This window comes from Bathymodiolus azoricus thioautotrophic gill symbiont (assembly GCF_001298715.1).
Classification (GTDB): domain Bacteria; phylum Pseudomonadota; class Gammaproteobacteria; order PS1; family Pseudothioglobaceae; genus Thiodubiliella.
Map to the genome: position 1 here is coordinate 1 of NZ_CDSC02000444.1, position 1238 is coordinate 1238.

The following is a 1238-nucleotide window of genomic DNA, read 5'->3' on the forward strand; positions in this document are numbered from 1 at the left end:
ATTTTTAGGCAGAGGTTTTGAATGGGGTCAATCACACACACAACGTGTTGAAGACACTAAACATGCTAAAAACAAAGAGTATTTAACGCCATCGATAATGTTTAGAGCTATCCGTAGAACAGAAAAAACATCGCCATTTTTATATAAATTGTTTCATAATAACAATTTTATTAATCCTTATAAACCTTTGCCTCCTGTGGGAGGTAATCCAGTATTACACGCAGTTGGCATGTTAGAAGGGGAAAGAGATATTTACGAGTCTCTCGGTGAGAGAGTGGGACATAAGTTAGTCTTAGGAACAACTCGAGTAGGCAAAACAAGGCTTGCTGAGATATTCATCACTCAAGATATTCGTCGTGGCGATACTGTTATTGTGTTTGATCCAAAAGGCGATGCTGATTTAATGTTAAAAACTTATGTAGAAGCAAAGCTAATAGATAGACCTGTGTATATTTTCCATTTAGGGTTTCCTGATATATCTTGTCGATACAATGCCATTGGTTCGTTTACTAAAATCACCGAGGTCGCTAGTAGAATTAGCGACCAGTTGCCATCTGAGGGCAATGCTTCAACTTTTAAAGATTTTGCTTGGGGTTTTGTTAATATTGTTGCAAAGGCTTTAGTTAAAGCAGGCGATAAGCCTGATTTTGTAAAAATACGCAGATATATTAATGATATTGACCCACTCATTAAACAGTATAAAGAAAAAGTACTGCTTGTTGAGCATCCAGATATTGAAGACACTTTGTCTATGTTGGCAAATAAGTTTTTAACTGACAAAGATGGCAATCCAAAAAACCCACCAGGTGGAAAAAATAAAGCGTGTTTTCTTATTAGCCTATGGCAAAAAGAATACAATATTGATGACCCTGAACTTGAAGGTATTTTGGCAGTGTTTCGTTATGACAATGCTTATTATTCTAAACTCGTTGCTTCATTACGACCATTGCTAGATAAATTAACCTCAGGCGATATATCTGAACTGTTGTCACCAGTAGATGACGATGACAACCATAAAGACAATCGACCAATCATAGATTGGACACAAATTATGCGTCAAAAAGCAGTGGTTTATGTTGGGCTAGACGCACTGAGCGACTCAACTGTGGCTCATGCAGTTGGTGCTGCCATGTTTGCAGATTTAACCTCAATTGCAGGGAAGTTTTACAAATTCGGCACAGCCCATGGACTGCCCAATACGGACAACGAAGCAAAAAATACAAAAAATACATTATCAA

Annotated in this window: 1 protein-coding gene; it reads left to right on the plus strand. The window is 37.4% G+C overall.

The features are described from left to right. A partial coding sequence (gene traD / locus BAZSYMA_RS08445) for a conjugative transfer system coupling protein TraD (protein ID WP_143243178.1) occupies nt 1–1238 on the plus strand: 1238 nt, incomplete at both ends.